The sequence below is a fragment of the Cellulosimicrobium sp. So1_17 genome (genome assembly GCF_055181235.1).
The window spans coordinates 2,047,370-2,066,002 of the sequence record NZ_CM143702.1 but is presented as its reverse complement, the minus strand read 5'-3'; the positions used below and the strand labels follow the sequence as shown (position 1 = coordinate 2,066,002).

The following is an 18,633-nucleotide window of genomic DNA, read 5'->3' as shown; positions in this document are numbered from 1 at the left end:
GCGGTGCGGAGCGGGCGGGTGGTGGTCTGGCCGGACGGCGGGCCGACCCCCGGGTGCAGCGGGGTCACGACGACCGGCCGAGCCGCACGAACGGCGTCGTGAGGCCGCTGGGCGGCCGGCTGTGGGTGACGAAGCCCGCGACGGCGAGCAGCGCGAGGACGTAGGGGAGCATGACGAGCAGCGCGAACGGCACGTCGACGCCGAGCGCGGGGAGCGTGAACTGCAGCGCCTGGGCGAGGCCGAAGACGAGCGCCGCGACGGCCACCCCGACGGGGCGCCAGCTGCCCGCGATGACGGCGACGACCGCGAGGTACCCGATGCCGGCCGTCATGTTGTCCGTGAAGGTGTGCACCTCGGAGAGCGCGAGCTGCGTCCCGGCGAGCCCGGACAGGAGCCCGACGACGAGCACCGCCGCGAAGCGCACGCGCAGCACCGGGATGCCGGACCGGTCGGCGCTCGCCGCGTCCTCGCCGACGGCGTCGACGGCGAGACCCCAGCCGGTGCGCCGCGACGTCAGCACGGCGAGCAGCACGACGAGGACCACGAGCGCGTAGGCGAGGCCGGTCTGGCGGAACAGGGCCGGCCCGATCACCGGGATCTCGGAGAGCACCGGGATCGCGACGCGGTCGAACCCCGGCACCTCGGTCCCGCGCTCGAGCAGGAGGCGTGCGCCGAACGTCGTGCCCGCGAGCGCGAGAGCGTTGGCGGCGATGCCCGTCACGATCTGGTCGGCACGCAGGACGACGCTCAGCACGGCCTGCAGCACGCCGACCAGCAGTCCGGCGAGAGCCCCGCAGGCCACCCCGACGAGGGCGGAGCCGCTCGACGTGGCCCCGACGACGGCGGCGAACGCGCCGGTGAGCATCATGCCCTCGACGCTCATCGTGAGGACGCCGGCGCGCTCGCCGACGAGCTCGCCCGAGGCGGCGACGAGCACGGGGATCGCGAGCGCGACGGTGGCGACGAGGAGGTCGGTGAGAGTGAGGATCACGACGAGACCTCCGTGGTGGTCGTCCTGGGGGCGGGGGAGGAGGGCTGCGGTGGGCGTGAGCGCCCGAAACGCGCCCGCCGCACGTGCGCACCGGCCCGGCCCACCGCCCAGATCGCGGTCCCGGCGACGCCGAGGACGATGAGGCTCTCCGTGATCTGGGTGATCGACGCGGGGACGCCTGCGGCGAGCTGGAGGTTGATGCCGCCCGACACGAGGAAGCCGAGCCCGGTCGCGATGCCGACGGCCGCGGTGAACGAGCCGCGCGCGAGGAGACCGACGACGAGGCCGGAGAACCCGTACCCGGACGACAGGCCGTCGTCGAGCACGTGCGGGGCCGACGCGACGAGCACGCCCCCGGCGAGACCGGCCCCGGCGCCCGCGGTGGCGAGGGCGGAGAAGCGCAGCCGGTCGACCGGGAGGCCGAGGCGGAGCGACGCCGGACGCGACTGCCCGACGGCGGCGAGCCGCACGCCGGTCGCGGTCCGCCGCAGGACGAGCGCGGCGACCACGGCCCCGGCGAGCGCGAGCACGACGCCCACGGTGACCGGCGAACCGGGCACGCCCAGGAGCGGGAGGTGCGCGGCGTCGACCAGGGGTGACGACTGGGGGAGCGTCTCCGAGCTCGTCACGGGCTGGCGGAGCAGCGCTTCCTCGTGGACGGCCAGCACGAGCACCGCGGCGCCGACGAAGTTGAGCAGGAGCGTCGTGATGACCTCGCTCACGCCGCGCCGGACCGCGAGCCAGGCCGCGACCGACGCCCACGCGGCGCCTCCCAGCGCGGCGACGATCAGCACGAGGGGGAGCGCGACGACGGGCGGGACCGCGGGCGGGAGCGTCGTGCCGACGGCGGTCGCGGCGACGGCACCCACGCAGATCTGGCCCTCGCCCCCGACGTTGACGAGCCCGGCCCGGTGCGCGACGAGGAAGCCGGTCGCGACGAGCAGCAGCACCGCGGCGACGTTGACGGACGACCCGATCGCGTACGGCGTGCCGACCATGCCCTCCCACAGGGCGGTCGCGGCCTCGGCGGGCGTCGCCCCGGCGAGCGCGGCCAGCGCGGTGCTGACGGCGAGCGCCCCGAGCACGGCGGCGAGCGGGACGAGGACAGGGCGTGCGGCGAGCAGCCGGTCGCGCAGCGCGTGCTCGCCACGGTGCGTGGTGGTCGGCGTCGCGGGGCGCGCAGGCGCGCTGGGCGTCGCGGGCGGCGCGGTCGAGATCGGGGCGGTCATGCCGGGGCTCCCGTCATGAGGTGGGCGACGCGGTCGCGCGCACCGGGGTCGGTGGGGAGGACGGGGCCGCTCAGGGAGCCCCGGTAGGCGACGTGCACGCGGTCGCACAGGACGAGGAGCTCGGACAGCTCGCTGGACACGACGACCACCCCGACACCCGCGCGGGCCGCGGAGCGCAGGTGCGCGACGACGTCGTCCACGGCGCCGAGGTCGAGCCCCCGCGTGGGCTGGGCCGCCACGACGCAGCGCAGCGGGTCGAGGCTGAGCTCGCGCGCGAGGACGGCCTTCTGCTGGTTCCCGCCCGACAGCGCGGAGAGCGGGGCGTCGAGGCTCGCGGCCCGCACGTCGAACCGGCGCGCGAGGTCGGTCGCCGCCGCGTCCATGGCGCGACGGTCGAGCAGACCGAACCGGCGGTAGCGGTGCAGGCGGCCGAGGAGCAGGTTCGCGGTGACGCTCAGGCTCGTCACGACGGCCTCGTGGTGGCGGTCCTCCGGGACGACGCCGAGGCCGAGCGCGGTCCGTCGCCGCGGCCCGGCACGCGTGACGTCCGTGCCGGCGAGGACGACCTGCCCGGCCGACGGCCGGACCGCACCGGACAGCGCGGCGACGAGCTCGCTCTGACCGTTGCCCTCCACGCCGGCGATCCCCACGATCTCGCCCGGCCGCACGACGAGGTCGACGGCGTCGACCGCGCGCGCGCCGTCGGGCCGGTCGACGACGAGGCCACGCACCTCGAGCACGGGCGGTGCCACGTCCGGTGCCGGGGCCGGCTCCCGGCGTCCGTCCGCTGCGGCGGCGGCCGGTGCGGCGTCGACCGACGAGATGTCGACCGACGAGACGTCGACCGACGAGGTGTCGACGGGACGGTTCACGCCCACGCTCGCGGCGAGCACCGGGTCGAGGCTCGACGCGTCGCGACCGACCATCAGGCCCACGAGCTCGGCGGCGCCGAGGCCGTCGCCGAGCTCGGTGCCGGGGCCGGCGCCCGGCGCTCTGCCGGTGCCCTCACGTGCGAGCGGCCCGCCGCCGACGACGCGCCCGCCGCGCAGCACCGTCGCCCGGTCACCGACGCGCATCACCTCGGCGAGCTTGTGCGTGATGAGCACGACGGCCGTGCCCGCGGCCGCGACGCGGCGGCAGGTCGCGAGCAGGCCGTCGACCTCGTCCGGCCCGAGGACGCCGGTGGGCTCGTCGAGCAGGAGGAGGCGGGGGCCGTCCAGGAGCGCCTTGACGATCTCGACGCGCTGCCGGGCGCCGACCGTGAGCGTCCCGACCCGCGCCGCCGGGTCGACCCGCAGGCCGAGGGTCTCCTCGATCGCGCCGAGGCGTACGGCGAGACCGGCCCGGTCGGGACGCAGTCGGCGGGCGCCCCGACCGAGCAGCAGGTTCTCCTCGACGGTGAGCGTCGGGACGAGCGAGAAGTGCTGGTGGACCATCGCGACGCCCCGCGCGAGGGCGTCGGCGGGCGACGCCGGGGCGAACGGCACGCCGTCGAGCAGGACCTCGCCCGACGTCGCCGGGAGCGTCCCGAACACGATGTTGCACAGCGTGGACTTCCCGGCCCCGTTCTCGCCGAGCACGCAGTGCACCTCCCCGGCGGCGATCTCGAGGTCGACCGCGTCGAGCGCGGTGTGGGTCCCGAAGACGCGCGTCACGCCACGCAGGGCGAGCGTGGGCGCGTCGTCCGGGTCGCCGGGTGCGTGCGCCGTCGGGGCGGAGGGGAGAGTCGTGGGCATGAGGTCTCCGTTCGGGCTGGTCGGACCGCTCGTGCGGTGTCGGGAGGACCTGCCGGCGAGGTCTCGCCGGCAGGTCTCCTCGGGACGTCGCGTCAGTACGTCTCGACGGCGCCGGTGGCGACGGACTCCGTGATCTCCTCGAGCGCCGCGACGGTCTCGGGGTCGTCGGAGCACAGGACGAACTCGGTGCCACCCAGCCCGCTGGTCAGGCCGAACGGCACCTGCGCGGCCTCCCACGTCCCGTCGAGCACCGAGTGGACGGCGTGCTCGACCTCGGTCCCGATGTCGGTGCGGACGTAGCCCACGTAGGGACCGCCGTCGGTGCACTCGCCCGGGATCGGCCCGCCGACCATCGAGGCGCCGGCGTCCTTCGCGGCCTGCTCGATGCCCTGCTTGCCGAGGTTGACGATCTGCCCGACGACGTCGACCCCGACGCCGAAGTTCGCCGCCGCGGCCTGCTTGGCCTTCGCAGGGTCGTTGAAGTCGCCGAGGAACTGGGGCGTGACGACCTCGGTCCCGGGGACCGCGGCCTCCGCGCCGTTCGCGAACGCGACCGAGGCGTTGACGATCGCCGGGAGCTCGACGCCGCCGATGAACCCGACCTTGCCGGTCTCGGAGGACAGCGCGGCGACGGCGCCGGAGAGGTACTCCGCCTCGGCCTGCTGGGGGTCGTAGTAGGCGAGGTTCTCGAGGGGCTCGGCGTCCGCCGGGCCGCCGATCTCGACGAACGTCACGTCGGGGAACTGCGGCGCGACCTTGCGCAGGTCGGCGTCCGTCTGGCCGCCCACGGAGATGACCAGGTCGGACGTGCTCGCGAAGCGGACGAGCGTCTGCTCGTAGTCGGCGGCGGCGACCTCCTCGACGAACGAGAGCTCGACCTCGTCGCCGAGCTCCTCCTCGAGGCGCTGGTAGCCGAGGTAGGCGGACTGCATGAAGCCGGTGTCGGAGGTGGATCCGGGGAGGAAAACGCCGACGGCGAGCGGCTCGTCGCCGTCCGCCGGGGCGTCGTCGCCGGCAGCGGTCGACGTGCTGCACGCCGCGAGGGCGACGAGGCTCCCGGCGAGGAGCGCGCCGACGGCGGCGTTCCGGCGCGCGGGGTGCGCGTGCGGCGGGGCGAGGGACGGGCGGGGGGCGGCGGGACGGGAGCTGCGCATGGGTCCTCCTGGTCGAGTTAGTGGTATACCACTACGCACCGAGTGTGGGGACCTCGTGTTTCGGGCGCGTCAACCGGCCGTAAATCATGTGTGACCGGACGGGACGGCGGTCAGCGGGAGCGCGGGCCCCGGTTGCGCGTGCGGGTGGCCTCGACCGGGTCGATGGGCGCCGACGCCCACGTCTCGGCGAGCGCGAGGCTCGGCTCGCGCCCGGAGGCCACGTGCCGCAGCGCGAGGTCTGCCACGGCGTCCCCGTCCCGCGCCTCGATCGCCGCGAGCATCGCCGCGTGCTCCTCGCACTGCTCGCGCGTGTCGCGCTGCTTCGTGAGGTGGAAGAGCCAGCGCACCCGCGCGTCGAGCGGCGCGAGCATCGACCGCAGCAGCGGGTTCCCGCACGCCTGGACGACGGCGGCGTGGAAGCCCGCGTTCGCGGCGGCGGTCGCGGCGTCGTCGTGCGCCGCGAGCGCGACCCGGGCCGCGTCGACCGCCGCGGCCATCGTCGCGAGGTCCGCCGCCGAGCGGCGCAAGGCCGCGAGGCGGAACGCGAGCACCTCGACGTTCTCGCGGACCTCGAAGAGCTGCTCGACGTCGGCGCGCGTGAACGGCGCGACCAGGGCGCCCTGCCGCGGCACGAGGACGACGAGCCCTTCGCTCTCGAGCTGGTGCAGCGCCTCGCGGAGCGGCACGCGCGAGACACCCAGCTCGGTCGCGATGTCACGCTCGACGAGCCGCTGGCCCGGGTGCAGGTCGAGCCCGATGATGCGCGCCTTGAGCGTCGCGTACGCCGTCTCCCGCAGCGAGGGGCGGGCGTCGTCGAGGGGCGCGGGGCTCGTGGTCACGCCCCGATCCTAAGGATCGTCGGTCCGGTCGGTCGTACCGGTCCCGCCGTCGTGCGCTCCGGTCGCACCGCTCCCGTCGGCCGTGCCGCCGAGCTCGGCCGTGCCGCCGTGCTCGGCCGCCGCCGCGGCCCGGCCGAGCAGGAGCCGTCGTTCGCGCCGCGTGGGCGCGAGCCCGGCCGCCTGCTCCAGCGTCACGGAGGCCTCCGCGTACCGACCGAGGCGGGACAGGACGTCGCCGCGCACAGCGCCGTAGAGGTGGTAGCGCTCGAGGCGTGGGTCGCCGTGGACGGCGTCGAGCACCTCGAGGGCTCGCTCCGGACCGTCGGCCATGAGCACGGCGACCGCCCGGTTGAGCTCGACCACCGGCGACGGCGCCACCGCGGCGAGCGCGTCGTACAGCGACACGATCGCCTCCCAGTCGGTCTCGGCGAACGTCGCCGCACGCGCGTGGCACGCGGCGATCGCCGCCTGGAGCGTGTACGGCCCCAGGACCTTCCCGCCCCGCGTGCCGAGCGCGAACGCCCGGTCGAGCGCGGCCAGGCCGTGGCGGACCAGCAGGCGGTCCCAGCGCGCGCGGTCCTGGTCCTCGAGGAGGACGGGCTCGCCGTCGGGTCCCGTGCGCGCCGCGAAGCGCGACGCCTGGAGCTCCATGAGCGCGACGAGCCCGTGCACCTCCGGCTCCGCCGGCAGCAGGCCGGCGAGCACGCGGCCGAGGCGCATCGCGTCCTCGGCGAGGTCGCGGCGCACCCACGCGTCGCCCGACGTCGCGGCATACCCCTCGGTGAACACCACGTACACGACCTCGAGCGCCGCGGGCACCCGGGCGGGCAGCTCGTCCGCCTGCGGCACCTCGAACGCGACCCGGGCCTCGGCGAGCGTGCGCTTGGCGCGCGAGACGCGCTGGCCGACCGTCGCCGACGGGACGAGGAACGCGCGCGCGATCTCCTCGGTCGTCAGGCCACCGACGAGCCGGAGCGTCAGCGCGACGCGCGACTCGCGCGGCAGCACCGGGTGGCACGCGACGAGCACGAGCGCGAGGAGGTCGTCGTCCACGGGCGCGTCGACCACGGCGTCCGGGGCGGGCACGCTGCCCACGAGCACCGCGCCGCCGTCCGTCGCGCGCGCCGCCGTGCCGCCGTGCGTGCTCGCGCCGGGCGCGACGAGGTCCGCCGCGAGGCGCGCGTACTTCGCGTCGCGCGTGCGCTCACGGCGGACCAGGTCGACGGCGCGACGGCGCGCGACCGTCGTGAGCCACGCGCCGGGGTTGTCCGGCACGCCCTGCTCGGGCCACTGCTCGAGCGCGGCGACGAACGCCTCCTGCGCGACGTCCTCCGCGAGCCCCACGTCGCGCAGGGTGCGCGCGAGACCCGCGATCAGCCGCGCGGACTCGATGCGCCAGACCGCCTCGACGGTCCGGCGCACCTCGGCCGCGCTGCGCACCGAACCCCGGACCGACCCGCTGCGGGAACCGTCCGAGGGCTCCGTCGCCGGCGCGTGGAGCACGGGCTCAGGCCCCGCCGTGCTGGGCCTTGATCTCCTGGGCCAGGCGCTCGTCCTGCTCGCGCAGCTCCGGCGTGTACTCCGCGCCGAAGTCCTCCGGCTCGAAGACGGGCCGGATCTCGAGCACCTGCGTGCTGCCGTACTGCGGGTCGGACGGGCACCGCTTCGCCCACTCGACGGCCTCCTCGAGCGACGAGACCTGCCAGATCCAGTACCCGGCGAGGAGCTCCTTCGACTCGGTGAACGGGCCGTCGACGACGGACGTCCCGGTCGTGTCGAACACGACCCGCGCGCCCTTCGCGCTCGGGTGCAGGCCCTGCCCGTCGAGCATGACGCCCGCCTTGACGAGCTGCTCGTTGTACTCGCCCATCTGGGCGAGCATCTCCTGCGTGGGGGCGATCTTGTCCTCGTCGGCACCGGTGCCGGTGATCAGGACCATGACTCGCATGACGTTCCTCCTCGGTGAGTGCCCCTCGACCGTAGTGCCGTGGGGGCGGGTTCACCAGGACGTCGAACGGGCGGCACCGGTTTTCGACACCGCTCGCGAACTTTCTTCCCGACGACTCCCGTGAGCGCTCAGCGGAAGCGCTGGACGGCGAGCGGGGCGGCCTCCGCGAGCCCGCGGACCGCGGGATGGTCGGACCCCGGCGCGGTGCCGGCGAACACGTCCCGCAGCGCGCCCGACGCGACGAACGTGCCGTCTGCGAGCACGTGCACCGTGGGGCACAGGCGCTCGACGAGCTCGAGGTCGTGCGACACGAGGAGGACGGCGGTGCCGAGCGCCTGCGTCGCCTCGCCGAGCCGGCGCACGACGTCGCCGCGCATCGCCGGGTCGACGGCCGTGAGGGGCTCGTCGAGCAGGAGCGCGCGCGGCCGCGTGGCGAGCGCGACGGCGAGCGCGAGCCGCTGCTTCTCCCCGCCGGAGAGCGAGTGGATCGTGCGCGGCGCGTACCGCGGCTCGAGCGCCACGTCCGCGAGGAGGTCCGCGACCGGCCGCCCGTTCGCGCGGCCTGCCTTGCGCGCCTCGGTGAGCGCGGCCGACAGCGCGCGGTCGACGGTCCAGCGCGGGTCGATCCCCACCCCTGCGAGCCCGTCCTGGGAGACGCGGCGCACCTCGGCCTTGAACGTCTTCTTGTCGCGGCGCGAGAGCTTCGAGACGGCGCGACCCTGGAAGGTCGCGTGACCGCGGGTCGGCCGCACGAGCCCGACGAGCGCACGCACGACCGTCGACTTGCCCGCGCCGGACTCCCCGACGATCCCGACGGGCGCGGTGCCCGGGACGACCTCGAGGTCGATGCCGTGGACGACGTCGGGTCCCGCGTACCCTGCGGAGAGGCCCGTCGCGCGCAGGATCGGTTCGGGCAGGTCGACTGTCGTGCTCATGGTCACCTTCAGGCTCGGTTCGTGGGCGGACGGCGCTCCGTTCCTCCCGCCCGTCCGACGTACGACGCTACCGCGGAGTTCCGTGGCACCGGTCACCCGGTCCTCGCAGCGAGGTGGCCGGGCGGGGAACCGTCGCGTCCGTGGGAGACGCCCGGTCCGGATGGCGGAGAAACGGGGTCGCAGGCGGTAGCCTGGGCCGTTCGACTCGGATCCTCGAGCCCAGGTGATCCGTCGATCTTTCCGTGGCAGCGCTGTGCCACGGCGGCGGACGGAGACAGGCGTGACCAGCACGGTCGACCCCGACGGGTTGCTCGCCCCTGGCGAGCCCGTCGACCTCGACAACTGCGCCCGGGAGCCGATCCACGTCCCGGGACTCGTCCAGCCGCGAGGTGTGCTCCTGGCGGTCCGCGAGTCGGACGGCACGGTGCTCCAGGCGTCGGCGAGCGCGGAGCGCCTGCTCGGTGTGGCGCCGCACGACCTGCTCGGGGAGCACCTCGCCGCGGCGCTCGGGCCCGACCCCGCGCGGAGGGTCCTCGCCCACGCGTCGGCCGGAGCGGAGCTCGCGGACCGCAACCCGCTCACCCTCCGGCTGGACGGCTTCCCGCGCGACGTCGACGCGGTGCTGCACCGCCCGCCGCTGCCCGACGACGGTCCTGGCTCCGAGCCCGTCCTCGTCGTCGAGCTCGAGGCGGCCACCGGCGCCCGTCCTCTGACGTTCCCCAACACGTACCTCTCCGTGCGGCGCGCGCTGCGGGACCTCGAGCGCGCCGCGACCCTGGAGGAGCTGTACGACGACGCCGCGCGCCACGTCCGCGAGCTCACAAAGTTCGACCGCGTGATGATCTACCGCTTCGACGCGGCGTACAACGGCGAGGTCGTCGCCGAGGCGCGGCGCGACGACCTCAACTCCTTCTTCGGGCTGCACTACCCGGCCTCGGACATCCCGCCGCAGGCACGCGCGCTGTACGAGAAGAACTGGATCCGGCTCATCGCCGACGTCGACTACGAGCCGTCGGCGATCGTCCCGACGGTCCTGTCCACGACGGGTGCCCCGCTCGACCTCACGTACTCGACGCTGCGCAGCGTCTCGCCGATCCACCTCGAGTACCTCCGGAACATGGGCGTGCGGGCGTCGATGTCCATCTCGCTGCTGCGCGAAGGCCGGCTCTGGGGCCTCATCGCGTGCCACCACTACGCCGGCCCGCACGAGCCGCCGTTCGAGGTGCGCACCGCGGCGGAGTTCCTCGGGTCGGCGCTGTCGGTCCGGCTCGTGTCCCAGGCCGAGACGGAGCGGGACGCCGAGGTGCGGCGCGCGGAGAGCGTGCTCGCGCACCTCGCCGCCGACAGCCGCGACGAGGCGGCCCCGCTCGGCACGGCGATCACCCGCTCCGGCTGGCTGCGCCGGCTCGTGCGCGCCGACGGCGCGGTGGTCGTCGCGGAGGGGCGTCTCACCTCGGTCGGGAACGTCCCGGACGACGACGCCTGCCGCGCGCTCGTCGCCTGGGTGCTGTCCCACGGCGAGGAGCTGGTGTCCACCGACCGGCTCGCGCACGACGTGCCCGAGCTCGCCGCCCTCATGCCCGACGTGGCCGGGGTCCTGGGCATCGTGCTGCCCGAGGGGCAGGTCGTCCTGTGGGTCCGCGACGAGGTGCTCCGGCACGTCGACTGGGGAGGGGACCCGCACAACAAGGCCATCGCACGCCGCGAGGGCGGCGACGTCCGGCTGAGCCCGCGCAAGTCGTTCGAGCGGTGGCGCGAGGTCGTGCGCGGGCACAGCCGCCCGTGGACCTCGGACCAGACGGACTTCGCGGCGGCGCTGCGCGGGCACCTCGTCGAGGCGCTCTACGCCCGCGGTCGCAAGGCGCTGCGCGCGACCGAGGAGCTGCAGCGGAGCCTGCTGCCCGCGCTGCTGCCGCGGATCGAGGGCTGGTCCCTGGAGTCGCGCTACGAGTCGGCAGGCACCGGCCTCGTCGGCGGCGACTGGTACGACGCGCTCGACCTGCCGTCGGGCAAGGTGGCCCTCGTCGTCGGCGACGTCACCGGGCACGGTCTCCAGGCGGCGGCGACGATGGGCCAGCTCAGCACGACCCTCCGGGCCGCGCTCGTGGGCACGTCGTCGGCCGCCGAAGCCGTCGAGCGGTTGGCGCAGTTCGCCCGCTGGACGCTCCCGGGCGAGGTCGCGACCGTCGCGGTCGCGCTGCTGGACCCGGCGAGCGGTGTCGTCGAGCACGTGTCGGTCGGGCACCCGCCCCTGCTCGTGGTCGAGGCGGACGGGACGCCGCGCTGGGCCCAGGGGGCGAGCGCGCCCCCGCTGGGTCTGGTCGACCGCGCGCCGACCACCCACGTCCTCGAGGTGCCGCGCGGCGGAGCGCTCGTCCTCTACAGCGACGGGCTCGTCGAGCGGCGGGAGGAGTCCGTCCTGGACGGCCTCGACCGGCTCGCGGCGGTGTTCGAGAGGGGCAGCAGGCCCGGCGCCGACGAGATCCTCGCCGCGGCCCGTGACCCCCGCTCCGCGGACGACGCCACCCTCCTGGTGCTCCGCCGCGAGGCCTGACGGGACGGCGCGCCCGGCCCTGTCGGGCTCGACCGTGCTCCTGCCCGGGCGAGGCGCGAGGGCTGCCGCTCAGGCGAGGAGTGCGAGAGCGCTCCGGGCGCCCGTACCGGCGCGGAACAGGGGCACCTCGAACCGGGCCCAGACGTGCTTCTCGCCCGTGGCTGTGGTGAACCAGCCGACCTCGCGGGCTGCGCGACGCGCGAGCTGCAGGCCGAAGCCGCCGGCGCCGGGCGGGCGGTGCGGGTCGATGACGGGCGGGCGCTCGGGGGAGTGGTCGACGACGTCGACGACGAACTCGCGCCCGTCGCTGAGCAGCCGGACGAGCGCCGGCGGCCGTCCGTGGCGGAGCGCGTTCGTGGCGAGCTCGCTCGCGACGAGCACGATGCGCTCCGGGGCGGCGTCGAGGTGACGGTCGGGCGGCAGGGGCGCACCCGTCAGCGTGCGGTGCACGTGCCCGCGCAGATCGCCGAGATCGGCGAGCGTGGCGAGACGCCACGAGCCGATCTCGACGAAACGGACCGGGACGTCCGCGGCGGCGATGCTCACGCGGAGTCCTCGACCTGGAACAGCGAGTCGACGCCGCTCAGCTCGAGCAGGTCGCGGACGCGGCGCGGCGTGCCGAGGAGCGCGGGTGGCGTCTCGCCCGCGGTCGCCGCGTGGTACAGCAGCCGCAGGCCGCCCGAGTCCATGAACGTCACGTCGGTCAGGTCGATGCGGATCTGAGCGGTCGCGGCCTGTGCGCGACGCTGCAGGTCGTCCTCGTGCCGCGCCTGGACCGCGGCGTCGATCTCGCCGTACATGACCCACAGGGTCCCGTCGTCCTGCACCCGTACACCGCTCTCGGCCACCGACGCGCCTCCTTCAGCGCGCCCCGGACGATCCAGGGCGCAAGTGCCTACGCTACGCAATGTCTGCCTCCCCCGCGCGTGGGTACCGCCCGGGCGTGTCCGAATTGTGTCCCGGCAGCCCGCGGAGGGCCCGTCACCGGTCCGTCCGGCGGTCTGTCCGGCGGTCTTTCCGGCGGTCCGCCGAGCAGCACGACGGCGGACCGCCGGGGAGCTCGTCCCCGGCGATCCGCCGTCGTGGTGGTACGGGTCGTCAGCAGGTGCGCGCGTCGTAGGTGACGTCGACCGGCTGGTGGCCGACGACCGTCACCTGGGCCGCCCCGGCCGGGACGGGCGCGGAGCGCGCCGCGAACGACTGGTACGCGTTCGACCCGGGGGCGACGTCGGCGAACGACCGCGAGCCGTAGGGCGTCGTGATCGTCACGTCGATCGGCGCCGCGCCGTCGTTGGTCGCGCGGACCGCGACGTACGCCCTGCCGGCGAGGCAGCGCACCTCGGCGGTCGCGGTCACGGGCGCCTGCGCGCCGTCGGTCCACGAGAGCGTGTAGGCGCGCTCGGTGCCGTCCTCGGCGGTCACGCGGACGGTCGTGACGCCCGGGACCGCGCCGGCCGGCTCGACCGCGACGCTCGCGTACGGGTCGTGCGCGGTGGCCGCGACCTCGGGCACGTCGCCCTCGGCCGCCACCTCGTACGCGGTGACCTCGGGGTCGAAGCCCGCGAGCGGCTCGCCGTCCACGGTGATGCCCGACGCCGCGGCGTCGGTCCCCGTGCCCGGCACCTTGGCGAGGACCTCGATCTCGGCGACCACCATGTGCGTGTTCGCCCGTGCCGCGAGGACCACGCGCACGGACGCGGTGCGCACGCCCGCGGGGACCTCGACGACCGGTGCCGGGCCGTCCGCGGACGCGTCCACCGTGACCGGTGCGCCGACGTCGGTCCACGTGCCGCCGACGAGCGCCTGGAGCTGCACGGACTGCGCCCAGGTCGCGCTCGACCCGTCCTTCCAGAAGCGGGTCACGACGCCGGTGACGTCGCGCTCCGCCGGCAGCGTGACCGTGAGCGCGTCGGAGGCGCGCTTGGTGCCGGACAGCCAGTTCGACCACGCCTTGTCGGTGAGGTTGCCGTTGACGACCCCGGCGACGGAGTAGCCGGGCTCGGTGAACGTCGCGGACGCGGTCGTGCCCGTGGCGAGCGCGCCGTTCGCGGACGCGGCCTCGGTGACCTGGACCCGCACGACGGCGGGCAGGGTCGTCGGTGTGCCGTCCACGGTGCCCGCGTCGGCGGTCCCGGCGAGCTCGACCACGCCGACCTCGTCGAACGCGCCGTCCGGGGCCGCGTCCCACGTCACGGGGCGCTGGACCTCGGCGCCGCCCGCGGCGACGGCGGTGACGGTCGTCGGGAGCGCGGGCGTGCCGCCCGCGTACGACTTCGCGCGCGCCGGCAGCGTGCGGTCGAGCGTGTCCACGACGACCGTCGCCGTGGCTTCCAGCGTGCCGCCCGTGGGCAGCGCGACGGTCCCCGGGACCTCGACGGTCCCGGGAGACGCCCACGCGTCGTCGCCGGGGAGCTCCCACGTGACGGGGAGCTCGCCGCGCGCGCCGTCGCGGTAGACGGGCGTGACGGTGGCGGGCAGCCCGGGCGCGGTGCCCGGCGTGGTGAACGCGTCGACGGGCTCCGTGCCGAGCACCGTCTCGTCGACGATCCGCCAGCGCTGGTTGATCCCGGAGTTGGCGAGGTACGTCCCGACGGGCGAACCGTCGGCGGTCGCCTGACCGCCCACCTCGAGCAGGGTCTTCGACGACGCGTTGACGAGCGTGTACGTGCCGTCACCGGTCGTGGAGAGGATCCACTGCGCGGTCAGGGGCGTGGCCGTGACGTCGGCGGGAGCCTCCGTCAGCACCGGCGACGTGTCCGCGGCCACGGCCAGCTGCTCGCCCGTCGCCGCGCTCGTCACCGCGTAGCGCGAGCGGTGCGAGCCCGAGCCCTCGGGCGCGCCCAGGGCGGTGAGCTCCCACGCCTGCTCGGCGACCGCGGCGTCGGTACGGATGACGACACCGTCGCCGCTCGCCGCCGGGGCGAGCGAACGGTTCGACTGCACGCCGTCGAGGCGGTACACGTGACCGTCCTGGACGAGGGCCGCGTCCTCGGCGACGCCGGAGACGCCGTCCACGACGAACGTCGTCACGGACTCGGCCGGGACGGTGAGCGTGGCGCTCGCGCCCTGGTCGTCGGTCGAGACGGCGACCGGCTCGCCCTCGACGAGGTAGCCCGCCGTGCTGGTCACGACGGGGGTGACGGTCGCATCGGACTCGACCGCACCGAACTTCGACAGGTCGAGCGTGACGGCGCGCTCCGCGGTGGTGGCGTTGACGTGCACGACGGTCGCCTGCTCGCCGTCGGCGGAGACCGCGGCGGTGCTGTTCGCGTCGTCCGAGCGGACGAGCGAGTCGCCCGGCTCGATGTAGTGCGTGAAGTTCTGGGTCGCCCAGTACTTCGTGTTCGTGTAGATCGGGCACGTCTCGAGCGTGTCGGTGGCCGCGCAGTCGAACGGGATCTGGATCTCGCCCCAGTTCATGCCGTTCGCGCTCTCGCCGCCGGGCGCCATGTTGTCGTAGTCCTCGACCGGCTGCCAGAAGACCCACGCCGACGGCTCGAGCTCGCGCAGGTCGTCGACGATGTGCTGCGCGCTGCCGAGGCCGGACTCCATGGTCTCGAAGTCCTGGCCGGTCGAGCTCCAGTTGCCGCCGACCTCGCTCATCCACAGCGGCTTGTCCTCGCCCTTGGCGATGTCGCGGACCGTGGTGCGCTGGCCCGTGCCGTAGGTGTGGACGTTGAGCTGGGAGACCTGGTCGCGCACGGACTGCGGGTAGGAGTTCCAGTTCCGCGCGAACGTGCCCGGGTTGGTCTCGTCCATCGCGGAGATCACCGCGTCGGTCGACGAGCCGTCGAGCGCCTCGGCGAGCGCGGGGATCACCTGCTGCTGCAGCTCGGGGCCGATGTGGGCACCCTCCTGGCGGCCACCGGTCGGGTTGCCGTCGGTGCCGAGCTGGGTGCCCCAGTAGTCGGTGTTCGGCTCGTTGAACGGGTCGACCGTGGCGACGTCGATCCCGTGCGCCTCCTCGAGGCGCTCGGTGACGCCCACCATGTAGGCGGCGAAGTCGTCGATGCTCTCGGTCTTGAGCTGGTCCGCGTTCGCGTCGAACCCGCCCGAGACGTAGCCGCTCACGGTCATGAACCACGGCGGGGAGTTGCTGAACGTCTCCCAGTGCGTGACCTCGTCCTTGATGCGGTCGACCCACCAGCGCTGCGTCTGGTCGGCGTCGGGGTCCCAGTGGTCCGGGTTCTCCGGGTCCCACCAGTCGACGTCCTCGCGCGTGGTGCCCTCGGGCGCCTTCCACCAGCCGTCGACGGCGCCGCCCGCGCGCAGGTAGTCGGGGACGTCGGGCGCGTTGCCGCCGCCGACGTTGTACCGCGCGATGTTGAGGTTGAGACCCTCGTCGCCGAAGACCATGTCGGCCAGGCGGTCGCGGATCTCGTCCGGGTAGTCGCCGGTCGCGTTGGCGAACCACACGAGGCTCGTGCCCCAGCCCTCGAACGGCTCGCCCGCGTACGACGGGTCGGGGGTCACGGTGACGCCGGGGACGTCCGCGGCGGCCGCCGTCGTGGCGCCTACCAGTCCCGTCGCCGCGGCGGAGGCGGTGACGGCAGGTGCCGCCTGGGCCGGCAGCGCCGCGAGGGCGCAGCCGGCTACGAGCGCCCCGGCCCCGATCCCTGCGCCGAGCCGTGCTCCCGCCCGTCGTGCCGGCCGGCGGGCCGGACCTCCTCGTGCTGTCGAGTCGTGCTGTCGCTCGTCAGGTGTTCGGCTCATCCCTGAGCCACCTCCTTCGCGTCGCTGCGATCCGGCGCGGGGCCGGGTGCGGGTCGTTCCCGCGGGGGTCTTCGTGCCGAGGTAGTACGGGGGTCTCGCGAGGTAGAACGGTGGTCTTCGCGAGGTAGTACGGGGGTCTCGCGAGGTAGAACGGTGGTTGCGCGAGGTAGAACGGTGGTCTTCGCGAGGTAGTACGGGGGTCCCGTGAGGTAGTACCCCGGTGGGGGACCGGGGTACTACCTCGGATGACCGGGGTACTACCTCGCCGGGTCTGCCGGGCGGCGGACGACCGCCACACCGCGCGGGTCGAGCAGGAGAGCGCCGGGGACGTCGCTCGTGCTCGCCGTGCTCGCCGTTCCCGTCGTGCCCGACGGCGCGAGGCGGCGGCCCGCGAGGACGTCGCCCGCGACGTCGGGCACCTCGACCGGCTGGGCCGTGCGGTTGACGAGGAACCAGAAGTCGTCGGTCCCGTCGGTGCGGACCGCGAGCTCGACCTTCCCGCGGACCGCGGCGGGCAGCTCGCTGCGCACGCCCGCGTCGTCGAGCAGGCGCGCGAGCACGGGCACGAGACCCTCGCGACCGAAGTGCGTCGAGACGTACGCGGCGGACCCGGCGCGCTCCCCGGCCCGGCCGGTCGGCGCGACGCCCCGGCGCGTCACGGCGGCGCGTCCCGCCTGCTCGCCGGTCTTGTACCAGCCGAGCACCTCGACGTCGGGGTCGACGACGTCCACCGGCTCGGTCCACAGCGTCGCCTCGAGCTGCTCGCCACCGAGCTCGACGGTCGCGGACTCGTGGTCCAGCAGCGGCGAGAACTCCTCGACGCGCACGCCGAGCAGGTCGCGCAGCGCGCCGGGGTACCCGCCGAGCCACGCGTGGTCGTCCTGGTCGACGACGCCCGAGAAGTACGTCGTCACGAGGTGCCCGCCGCCCTCGACGAACGTCGTGAGACGGTCGCGCAGCGGCGCCGGGACCACGTGCAGCACGGGTGCCACGACGACGTCGTATCCCGTGAGGTCGGACGCGACCGGCACGACGTCCGCGCGCACGCCGAGGGCGAGGAACGCGGAGTACCAGTCGAGCGCCTCCTGGCGGTACCGCAGCCGATCCGTCGGGTGCGAGTCCAGCTCGGACGTCCACCACGAGTCCCAGTCGAAGACGATCGCGGCGCGCGACGGCTTCTGCTCGCTGCCCGCGACGGGCGCGAGGTCGCGCAGCGTCGCGCCGAGCGCGACGACGTCACGGAACAGGCGCGAGTGCTCGCCCGCGTGCGGGACCATCCCCGAGTGGTACTTCTCCGCGCCCGCGGCGGACTGGCGCCACTGGAAGTAGCAGACCGCGTCCGCGCCGTGCGCGACGTGCGTGAGGGAGTCGCGCGCGAGCTCGCCCGGCTTCTTCGCGACGTTCACCGGCTGCCAGTTCACGGCGCTCGTGGAGTGCTCCATGAGGAACCACGGGCGGTGCCGGGCGATGCCGCCGGTGAGGTTCGCGGAGAACGACAGCTCGTCGAGCGCCTGCGGCCCGGGGAGCACGTAGTGGTCGTTGGAGACGAAGTCGAGCTCGTCGGCCCACGCGGCGTAGTCCATGCCCTTCGTCTCGCCCATGACCATGAAGTTGGTGGTCACGGGGACGTCGGGGGTCGCGCGGCGCAGGATCGCGGCCTCGGCGCGCAGGTAGTCCTGCAGCGCGTCGGACGAGAACCGCTTGAAGTCGAGCTGCTGCGTGGGGTTCGGGTGCGACGCGGCGAGGCGCGGCGGCAGGACCTGCTCCCACGCGCTGTAGCGCTGCGACCAGAACGCGGTGCCCCACGCGGCGTTGAGCGCGTCGAGGGTCGCGTACCGCTCGCGCAGCCAGGACCTGAACGCGGACGCCGCGTCGTCGCTGTAGTCGTAGACGTTGTGGCAGCCGAGCTCGTTCGAGACGTGCCACGCGACGAGCGCCGGGTGGTCGCCGTAGCGCTCGGCCATGCGCTCGACGAGACGCAGCGCGTGCTCGCGGAACACCGGCGACGTCGGGCGCCACTGCTGGCGCGCGCCGGGCCACAGGGTCTCGCCCGTGCGGGTCTGCGGCAGGATCTCGGGGTGCTTCGTCGTGAGCCACGGCGGCGGCGACGCGGTCGCCGTCGCGAGGTCGACGGTGATGCCGTTCTCGTGCAGCAGGTCCATGATCTCGTCGAGCCACGCGAAGTCCCACGTGTCCTCGGCCGGCTGGATCCGCGCCCACGAGAAGATCGCGAGCGACACGACGGTCACGCCGGCCTCGCGCATGAGACGCACGTCCTCGTCCCACACCTCGCGCGGCCACTGGTCCGGGTTGTAGTCCGCCCCGTAGGACAGGCCCGACGGCGCGTGCTCGGCGGTCCCGCCGGTCGTGCCGGGGGCCTCGGTCGCGGCGGGCGTGCCCGACGGCGCGTGGGGTCCGGGGCGGCGCAGCCAGCGGTGGGGGACGGGTCGGTCGGTCGTGGTCGACACGGGGGTGCTCCTCGGATGGTGCTCGGGTGGCGCGAGAGGTGCGCCGTCGGGCGGGGACCGGTGGCC

13 protein-coding genes are annotated in these 18,633 nt (G+C 75.0%); 1 reads left to right on the top strand and 12 read right to left on the bottom strand.

Annotated features, from left to right (window positions below; genetic code table 11):
* Window positions 1-64 precede the first annotated feature (64 nt).
* From ACZCLJ_RS09050 to ACZCLJ_RS09015, 8 genes are all read right to left on the bottom strand, one after another.
* Window positions 65-991, bottom strand: a complete 927-nt coding sequence (locus ACZCLJ_RS09050; RefSeq protein ID WP_251152309.1) for an ABC transporter permease — start codon at window positions 989-991, stop codon at window positions 65-67.
* Window positions 988-2,220 (bottom strand): ABC transporter permease, encoded by a 1,233-nt coding sequence (locus ACZCLJ_RS09045; protein WP_463106185.1) that lies wholly within the window; start codon window positions 2,218-2,220, stop codon window positions 988-990. Before ACZCLJ_RS09045 ends, ACZCLJ_RS09050 begins: the two co-directional genes overlap by 4 nt.
* On the bottom strand, window positions 2,217-3,956 hold the full coding sequence (locus tag ACZCLJ_RS09040; protein WP_463106184.1) for an ABC transporter ATP-binding protein: 1,740 nt from the start codon (window positions 3,954-3,956) through the stop codon (window positions 2,217-2,219). Before ACZCLJ_RS09040 ends, ACZCLJ_RS09045 begins: the two co-directional genes overlap by 4 nt.
* Before the next feature lie 92 nt (window positions 3,957-4,048).
* The gene (locus ACZCLJ_RS09035; RefSeq protein ID WP_463106183.1) at window positions 4,049-5,110 is read right to left on the bottom strand and encodes a BMP family protein; all 1,062 of its coding nucleotides are present in this window, start codon (window positions 5,108-5,110) and stop codon (window positions 4,049-4,051) included.
* A gap of 110 nt (window positions 5,111-5,220) precedes the next feature.
* On the bottom strand, window positions 5,221-5,949 hold the full coding sequence (locus ACZCLJ_RS09030) for a GntR family transcriptional regulator (protein ID WP_251152305.1): 729 nt from the start codon (window positions 5,947-5,949) through the stop codon (window positions 5,221-5,223).
* Between the two features lie 9 nt (window positions 5,950-5,958).
* Window positions 5,959-7,389: an RNA polymerase sigma factor gene (locus ACZCLJ_RS09025; RefSeq protein WP_463106182.1), complete on the bottom strand. Its 1,431-nt coding sequence runs from the start codon at window positions 7,387-7,389 to the stop codon at window positions 5,959-5,961.
* A 67-nt stretch (window positions 7,390-7,456) separates the two neighbouring features.
* Window positions 7,457-7,897, bottom strand: a complete 441-nt coding sequence (locus tag ACZCLJ_RS09020; RefSeq protein ID WP_463106181.1) for a YciI family protein — start codon at window positions 7,895-7,897, stop codon at window positions 7,457-7,459.
* Between the two features lie 128 nt (window positions 7,898-8,025).
* On the bottom strand, window positions 8,026-8,832 hold the full coding sequence (locus ACZCLJ_RS09015; RefSeq protein ID WP_463106180.1) for an ABC transporter ATP-binding protein: 807 nt from the start codon (window positions 8,830-8,832) through the stop codon (window positions 8,026-8,028).
* A gap of 280 nt (window positions 8,833-9,112) precedes the next feature.
* Here ACZCLJ_RS09015 and ACZCLJ_RS09010 point away from each other — a divergent pair, with 280 nt between their 5' ends.
* Window positions 9,113-11,386, top strand: a complete 2,274-nt coding sequence (locus ACZCLJ_RS09010) for a SpoIIE family protein phosphatase (RefSeq protein WP_463106179.1) — start codon at window positions 9,113-9,115, stop codon at window positions 11,384-11,386.
* A gap of 69 nt (window positions 11,387-11,455) precedes the next feature.
* On the opposite strand, the gene ACZCLJ_RS09005 is transcribed toward ACZCLJ_RS09010, so the two are convergent.
* The 4 genes from ACZCLJ_RS09005 to ACZCLJ_RS08990 all read right to left on the bottom strand — a co-directional run bounded on the left by ACZCLJ_RS09005 (window position 11,456) and on the right by ACZCLJ_RS08990 (window position 18,567).
* Window positions 11,456-11,932, bottom strand: coding sequence for an ATP-binding protein (locus ACZCLJ_RS09005; RefSeq protein ID WP_251152301.1), 477 nt, complete (start codon window positions 11,930-11,932; stop codon window positions 11,456-11,458).
* The gene (locus ACZCLJ_RS09000) at window positions 11,929-12,234 is read right to left on the bottom strand and encodes an STAS domain-containing protein (protein WP_251152300.1); all 306 of its coding nucleotides are present in this window, start codon (window positions 12,232-12,234) and stop codon (window positions 11,929-11,931) included. The genes ACZCLJ_RS09005 and ACZCLJ_RS09000 overlap by 4 nt, the downstream gene beginning before the upstream one ends.
* Window positions 12,235-12,484: 250 nt before the next feature.
* Window positions 12,485-16,099: an Ig-like domain-containing protein gene (locus tag ACZCLJ_RS08995; protein ID WP_463106178.1), complete on the bottom strand. Its 3,615-nt coding sequence runs from the start codon at window positions 16,097-16,099 to the stop codon at window positions 12,485-12,487.
* 257 nt (window positions 16,100-16,356) lie between these two features.
* The gene (locus tag ACZCLJ_RS08990) at window positions 16,357-18,567 is read right to left on the bottom strand and encodes a beta-galactosidase (RefSeq protein WP_463106177.1); all 2,211 of its coding nucleotides are present in this window, start codon (window positions 18,565-18,567) and stop codon (window positions 16,357-16,359) included.
* Window positions 18,568-18,633: the final 66 nt, after the last annotated feature.

Coding starts and splice junctions, on each gene's coding strand:
- ACZCLJ_RS09045 (WP_463106185.1), bottom strand. CDS start 2,220: ATGACCGCCCCGATCTCGACCGCGCCGCCCGCGACGCCCAGCGCGCCT.
- ACZCLJ_RS09035 (WP_463106183.1), bottom strand. CDS start 5,110: ATGCGCAGCTCCCGTCCCGCCGCCCCCCGCCCGTCCCTCGCCCCGCCG.
- ACZCLJ_RS08995 (WP_463106178.1), bottom strand. CDS start 16,099: ATGAGCCGAACACCTGACGAGCGACAGCACGACTCGACAGCACGAGGA.
- ACZCLJ_RS09020 (WP_463106181.1), bottom strand. CDS start 7,897: ATGCGAGTCATGGTCCTGATCACCGGCACCGGTGCCGACGAGGACAAG.
- ACZCLJ_RS09040 (WP_463106184.1), bottom strand. CDS start 3,956: ATGCCCACGACTCTCCCCTCCGCCCCGACGGCGCACGCACCCGGCGAC.
- ACZCLJ_RS09015 (WP_463106180.1), bottom strand. CDS start 8,832: ATGAGCACGACAGTCGACCTGCCCGAACCGATCCTGCGCGCGACGGGC.